Raw genomic sequence first — 6790 nt, forward strand, 5'->3', positions numbered from 1 at the left:
ACGCCCATCGCCCGCATCTCCGCGCTGCCGTCCACGTCGGCGCCGCGCCGGGCGGCGAACGTCCGGGACAGCACCGCGGTGTCGGCGAAGGCGATGAGGGCGATCGCGACGGCGGGACCGAGCATGGTGACCACGTCGTTCCACCCCACCCCGCCGAAGGACGGGGCGGGCAGGCCGCGGGGCAGCGCACCGACCATTGCGATGTCGTCGCCGAGACCGAGCAAGGCGGACAGCGCGATCGCGCCGACAACCGCAACGAGCACCCCGGGTATCCGGATCCGCAGCATCCGGCACGTCACCATGACGGCCAGCGAGCCGACGCCCACGGCGGTGGCGAGCAGGTCGATGCCTCCGGTGACCGCTTCCCCGGCGACGGTGCCGATCCGGCCGAGTACGTCGTCCGCATCGACGTCGATGCCGAGCAGCGTGGGCAACTGTCCGATCACGACGACGAGCGCGATGCCGTTGAGGTATCCGATCCGGATCGGCTTGGACAGCAGATCGGTGACGAAACCCAGACGCAGGAACCCCGCGACGAGCAGGACGGTCCCCACGAGCACGGCGAGCACACCGGCCAGTGCGACTGCCCGCTGCGGATCACCGGAGGCAGCGGCGAGCGGGAGCACGGCCGCCGCGATCAACGGGGCCAGAGCCGAGTCGGGGCCGAGCACGAGCACCCGGGACGGCCCGACGATCGCGTACGCGAGCAGCGGCACGATCGTCGCGTAGAGCCCCGTGTACGCGGGCAGCCCCGCCGCGGTCGCGTACCCCATGCCCGCCGGGATCAGCAGCCCGATCAGCGCGAGGCCGGCGGTGACGTCCGGGCGCAACCACTCGCGACGGTAGGTGCGGACCGTGACGACCCCCGGCAGTCGATCGAGGCCCAGGCTCCAGGACATCGGCACATTATCCACCGAACACACCGGCGTATCCGCCACGAACGCCGCCGGCCCGGCACCCGAAGTCGGGTGCCGGGCCGGCGGAGAACGAAACTGCTTACGCGGTCTCGGTGATCGGGCGATCGACCCAGCTCATCAGGTCGCGCAGCTGCTTGCCGACGACCTCGATGCCGTGCTCGGCGTTCTGCTTGCGCAGGCCCTCGAGCTCCTTGTTGCCGTTCTCGACGTTGGCGACGAGACGCTTGACGAAGGTGCCGTCCTGGATGTCCTTGAGGATGTCCTTCATGCGCTCCTTGGTGCCGGCGTCGATGACGCGCGGGCCGGAGAGGTAGCCACCGAACTCGGCGGTGTCGGACACCGAGTAGTTCATGCGCGCGATGCCGCCCTCGTACATGAGGTCGACGATGAGCTTGAGCTCGTGCAGGCACTCGAAGTACGCCATCTCCGGGGCGTAGCCTGCCTCGACGAGGACGTCGAAGCCGGTCTTGACGAGCTCCTCGGTGCCACCGCAGAGGACGGCCTGCTCACCGAACAGGTCGGTCTCGGTCTCTTCCTTGAAGGTGGTCTTGATGACGCCGGCGCGGGTGCCGCCGATGCCCTTCGCGTAGGACAGGGCCAGAGCCTCGCCCTCGCCCTTCGGGTCCTGGTGGATGGCGATGAGCGCGGGCACGCCCTTGCCGTCGACGAACTGACGACGCACCAGGTGGCCGGGGCCCTTGGGGGCGACCATGCCGACGGTGACGAACTCCGGAGCCTTGATCAGCCCGAAGTGGATGTTCAGGCCGTGGCCGAAGAACAGCGCGTCGCCGTCCTTGAGGTTCGGCTCGATGTCGTTCTTGAAAATCGACGCCTGCGCCGTGTCGGGGGCGAGCAGCATGATCACGTCGGCCCACTCCGAAACCTCGGCGGGGGTTCCGACGGTGAGGCCGGCTTCTTCGGCCTTGGCCCGCGACTTCGAGCCTTCCTTGAGACCGATGCGCACCTCGACGCCCGAGTCACGCAGGCTCAGCGAATGCGCGTGCCCCTGGCTGCCGTAGCCGATCACCGCGACCTTGCGGCCCTGGATGATCGACAGATCGGCGTTGTCGTCGTAGAAAAGCTCGACTGCCACAGTTCCTACCTCTTTCAGCAATTGGGGTGTGTTCAGGCTAACGGGTGGCCGTGATCGACTTGGGACCACGTCCGACGGCGACGACACCGGACTGCACGATCTCGCGGATGCCGTACGGCTCGAGCATCCGCAGAAGCGCGTCGAGCTTCGAACGGGTGCCGGTGGCCTCGATGGTCAGCGACTCCGGAGAGACGTCGATCACCTTGGCGCGGAACAGGTTCACCGTCTCGATGACCTGGGTGCGGACGCTGGCGTCCGCACGGACCTTGATGAGCACGAGCTCGCGCGCCACCGACGCCTCGCCCTCCTGCTCGACGATCTTGATGACGTTGACCAGCTTGTTGAGCTGCTTGGTGACCTGTTCGAGCGGGAACTCGTCGACGGTCACGACGATCGTCATGCGGGAGATGTCGGGCACCTCGGTTCCCCCGACGGCGAGGGATTCGATGTTGAATCCGCGCCGCGAGAACAGGGCCGCGACACGGGCCAGCACGCCCGGCTTGTCCTCGACGAGAACGCTGAGGGTGTGACTCGTGCTCACTGACGATCCTCTCCTGCTGCGGAATCGGTGGCGGCCTGCTCGCGGTTCATGGCCTCGTGGATGACGGCGGGCTCGGCGGCGGCCTCGTCGTCGTCGAACAGCGGGCGGATGCCCCGCGCCGCCATGATTTCGTCGTTGCTGGTGCCGGCGGCGACCATCGGCCACACCTGGGCGTCCTTACCGACGATGAAGTCGATGACGACCGGGCGGTCGTTGATGGCCTGGGCCTGGCGGATGGCGGGCTCGACGTCCTCTTCGCGCTCGACCCGGATGCCGACGCAGCCGAGGGCCTCGGCGAGCTTGACGAAGTCCGGGATCCGGACCTCACCGTGGGTACCGAGCTCGGTGTTCGAGTAGCGCTGGTCGTAGAACAGCGTCTGCCACTGACGGACCATGCCGAGATTGCCGTTGTTGATGAGCGCGACCTTGATCGGCACACCCTCGACGGCGCAGGTCGCGAGTTCCTGGTTGGTCATCTGGAAGCAGCCGTCACCGTCGATCGCCCACACCTCGGCCTCGGGCTTGCCCATCTTGGCGCCGAGGGCGGCCGGCACGGCGTAGCCCATGGTGCCGAGACCACCGGAGTTCAGCCACGTACGCGGCTTCTCGTAGTCGACGAACTGCGCAGCCCACATCTGGTGCTGGCCGACGCCGGCGCAGTAGATGGCGTCCGGACCGGCGAGCTTACCGACGGCCTGGATGACGTACTGCGGCGACAGGGAACCGTCGGCGGGACGGTCGTAGCTCAGCGGGTAGGTGCGACGGATGTCGTCGAGGTATTCCCACCACTGCGCGTAGTCGAGCTTGGTGCCGGTGGCCAGATCCGCACGGATCGCCTCGACGAGTTCGACGAGGACCTCGCGGCAGTCGCCGACGATCGGGACGTCCGCGTGCCGGTTCTTGCCGATCTCCGCGGGGTCGATGTCGGCGTGGATGACCTTCGCGTCCGGTGCGAACGAGTCGAGCTGACCGGTCACGCGGTCGTCGAAGCGGGCGCCGAGCGTGACGAGCAGGTCGCTCTTCTGCAGCGCCGCGACCGCTGCCACGGTGCCGTGCATACCCGGCATGCCGCAGTTGAGGCGGTGGGTGTCGGGGAACGCGCCGCGCGCCATCAGGGTGGTGACGACAGGAATGCCGGTCAGTTCGGCGAGCTCGAGCAGCTCGGCGGACGCGTCGGCCTTGATGACGCCGCCACCGACATACAGCACCGGGTTCTTGGCCTCGGCGATCAGGCGCGCGGCCTCGCGGACCTGCTTGCCGTGCGGCTTGGTCACGGGACGGTAGCCGGGCAGGTGCATCTCCGGCGGCCAGCTGAAGGTGGTCTGCGCCTGCAGGATGTCCTTGGGGATGTCGACGAGCACGGCGCCGGGGCGGCCGGACGCGGCGATGTAGAAGGCCTCGGCGAGGATGCGCGGGATGTCGGCGCCGTCGGTGACGAGGAAGTTGTGCTTGGTCACCGGCATGGTGATGCCGGAGATGTCCGCTTCCTGGAAGGCGTCGGTGCCGATGAGACCGCGGCCGACCTGGCCTGTGATCGCGACGATCGGGACGGAGTCCATCTGGGCGTCGGCGAGCGGGGTCACGAGGTTGGTGGCGCCGGGGCCGGAAGTGGCCATGCACACACCGACCTTGCCGGTGGCTTGCGCATATCCGGTCGCGGCGTGACCGCCGCCCTGCTCATGACGAACGAGGACGTGACGGACCCGCTTGGAATCGAACAGCGGATCGTAGACGGGAAGGATCGCACCACCGGGGATGCCGAAGACCGTGTCGACCTCGAGCTCCTCGAGGGCTCGGACGACCGACTGGGCTCCGGTGACCCGCTCGGGCGCGACCTGGCGGCGAGTTCCGGGCTGCGCTGCGGCGGCTGCGGTAGTCGGGGTGGACCCCGGCTTTCGCGGCGAGGGTTGAGGCCGTGCGGTTGGTGCGCTCACTGCGAATTCCTCTGATTCTGGCTCCGGGCAACAAAAAACCCTCGTCAGCATCTGCTGTACGAGGGTGGCGCGTCGTGGGCGAGTTGCGGTATGCGGCTCAGGCGACGACGCGCCGGCCGATTACGAGCAACCCATTCTTATTCACGCGCTAGACGGTAGGCGCGCGCGAAGCAGACAGTCAACTTGGTTCGGTCGTCTGTCCCAGAATGTGAGATGCCTCGGCTGCAATGCGAAGATGGTGAGGTGTCATCCTCCCAGCAGCCCGTGCCACCGCGTTCATCATCCCACACGCCGGAATCGGCGACGCGCGTCATTCGGATTTCCCGATTGTCGCTGCTCGCGTGCGGCATCCTGCTCCTTGCGGTGGCCTCGCCCGCGATGGCCTGGCCCGCGGCATTCTCCTGGATGCTGGTGATCCCGTTTCTCGTGCTCGCGTGGATCCTGCGCGTGCGCACCGTCGTCGGACCCGACGGCATCACTGCCCGCGCCACGTTCTCGACGACCCGCATCGGGTGGGGCGCACTCGCGGGAATCCGCTTCCCCAAGCGCGGCTGGGCGCGCGCGACCCTCACCGACGGATCCGAGGTTCCGCTTCCCGTCGTCACGTTCGGCCGGCTCCCCGAGCTCGCCGAGGCCAGCGGCGGGCGCATCACCGATCCGTATGCCGCGGCCGACGCGGCCCGCAGCGCCGAGGACCGCAGTACCGAGGCGACAGCGGAAGACTCCGCGGCCGAGTCGGATGACGCATCGAAATAGCACAACGGTAAATTCGAAACCGCTGCACCCCGGCCCCTGCCGCAGCCCGGCAGCCGGCCCGACAGCCGAAGGCGCAGCCACCCGCCCTGTGAAGGAAACCTGCACATGCCCCCGTTGAGGTCACGCACCACCACCGTCGGACGCAACGCCGCCGGTGCCCGCTCCCTGTGGCGCGCCACCGGTCTGACCGACTCCGATTTCGGCAAGCCGATCGTCGCGATCGCCAACTCCTACACGCAGTTCGTGCCCGGACATGTCCACCTCAAGGACGTCGGCGAGATCGTCGCCGACGCGGTCCGGGCCGCCGGTGGCGTCGCCCGCGAGTTCCACACCATCGCCGTCGACGACGGCATCGCGATGGGCCACGGCGGCATGCTGTACTCGCTCCCGAGCCGCGAAATCATCGCCGACTCGGTCGAATACATGGTGAACGCCCACACCGCCGATGCGCTGGTGTGTATCTCCAACTGCGACAAGATCACCCCGGGCATGCTCAATGCGGCCATGCGCCTGAACATTCCGACGATCTTCGTCTCCGGTGGTCCGATGGAAGCGGGCAAGGCGGTCGTCGTCGACGGTGTCGCGCACGCCCCCACCGACCTGATCACCGCGATCTCCGCGTCCGCGAGCGAGTCGGTGAGCGACGCGGGCCTCGACGAGGTCGAGCGCAGCGCCTGCCCGACGTGCGGTTCGTGCTCGGGCATGTTCACCGCGAACTCGATGAACTGCCTCACCGAGGCACTGGGCCTGGCGCTGCCGGGCAACGGTTCGACCCTCGCCACCCACGCCGCCCGCCGCGCGCTGTTCGAGAAGGCCGGCACCACGATCGTCGAGGCGGCGCTGCGTTACTACCGCGACGAGGACGAGTCGGTGCTGCCCCGCAACATCGCCACCCCGGCGGCGTTCCGCAACGCGATGGCACTCGACGTCGCGATGGGCGGTTCGACGAACACCGTGCTGCACACCCTCGCCGCCGCGCAGGAAGGCGAGGTCGACTTCGACCTCGAGACCATCGACGCGATCAGCCGCAAGGTTCCGTGCCTGTCGAAGGTGTCCCCGAACTCCGACTACCACATGGAGGACGTGCACCGCGCGGGCGGAATCCCCGCGCTGCTCGGTGAACTCCGCCGCGGCGGCCTGCTCGAGACGGACGTCCACACCGTGCACACGGCGAGCTTCGACCAGTGGCTCGACGACTGGGACATCCGGTCCGGCAAGGCCACCGAGGAGGCGCTCGAACTGTTCCACGCCGCCCCCGGCGGGGTTCGCACCACCGAGCCGTTCTCGACCGACAACCGCTGGGCGTCGCTGGACACCGACGCCGTCGGTGGCTGCATCCGTGACATCGAGCACGCCTACACCGTCGAGGGTGGCCTGTGCGTGCTGCGCGGCAACCTCGCCGTCGACGGCGCGATCCTCAAGACCGCCGGTATCGACGAGGACCTGTTCAGCTTCGAGGGACCGGCCCTGGTGGTCGAGTCGCAGGAGGAGGCCGTCTCGGTCATCCTCGGCAAGAAGGTGCAGCCGGGCGATGTCGTGGTCGTGCGCT

The 6790-nt window shown here is 68.4% G+C and carries 6 protein-coding genes; 2 read left to right on the top strand and 4 right to left on the bottom strand.

Annotated features, from left to right (window positions below; translation table 11 throughout):
- From I0Q12_RS34320 to I0Q12_RS29655, 4 genes are all read right to left on the bottom strand, one after another.
- Positions 1-899, bottom strand: an 899-nt coding sequence (locus I0Q12_RS34320) for a SulP family inorganic anion transporter (RefSeq protein WP_269437717.1), incomplete at its 3' end; no start/stop codon positions are given.
- A gap of 97 nt (positions 900-996) precedes the next feature.
- On the bottom strand, positions 997-2010 hold the full coding sequence (gene ilvC, locus I0Q12_RS29645) for a ketol-acid reductoisomerase (RefSeq protein WP_197257346.1): 1014 nt from the start codon (positions 2008-2010) through the stop codon (positions 997-999).
- 37 nt (positions 2011-2047) lie between these two features.
- Positions 2048-2551 carry an acetolactate synthase small subunit gene (ilvN, locus tag I0Q12_RS29650; protein ID WP_197257348.1) on the bottom strand — a complete coding sequence of 168 codons (504 nt, stop codon included), beginning with the start codon at positions 2549-2551 and terminating at the stop codon, positions 2048-2050.
- Entirely contained in the window at positions 2548-4485 is a 1938-nt protein-coding gene (locus I0Q12_RS29655; RefSeq protein WP_197257350.1) for an acetolactate synthase large subunit, read from the bottom strand. The genes ilvN and I0Q12_RS29655 overlap by 4 nt, the downstream gene beginning before the upstream one ends.
- A gap of 264 nt (positions 4486-4749) precedes the next feature.
- Here I0Q12_RS29655 and I0Q12_RS29660 point away from each other — a divergent pair, with 264 nt between their 5' ends.
- Positions 4750-5241, top strand: coding sequence for a PH domain-containing protein (locus tag I0Q12_RS29660; protein WP_197257375.1), 492 nt, complete (start codon positions 4750-4752; stop codon positions 5239-5241).
- Positions 5242-5346: 105 nt separating this feature from the next.
- Positions 5347-6790, top strand: a 1444-nt coding sequence (ilvD, locus tag I0Q12_RS29665; RefSeq protein ID WP_374068962.1) for a dihydroxy-acid dehydratase, incomplete at its 3' end; no start/stop codon positions are given.

Origin of the sequence: Rhodococcus sp. CX, from assembly GCF_015865005.1 — a bacterium.
Classification (GTDB): domain Bacteria; phylum Actinomycetota; class Actinomycetes; order Mycobacteriales; family Mycobacteriaceae; genus Rhodococcus.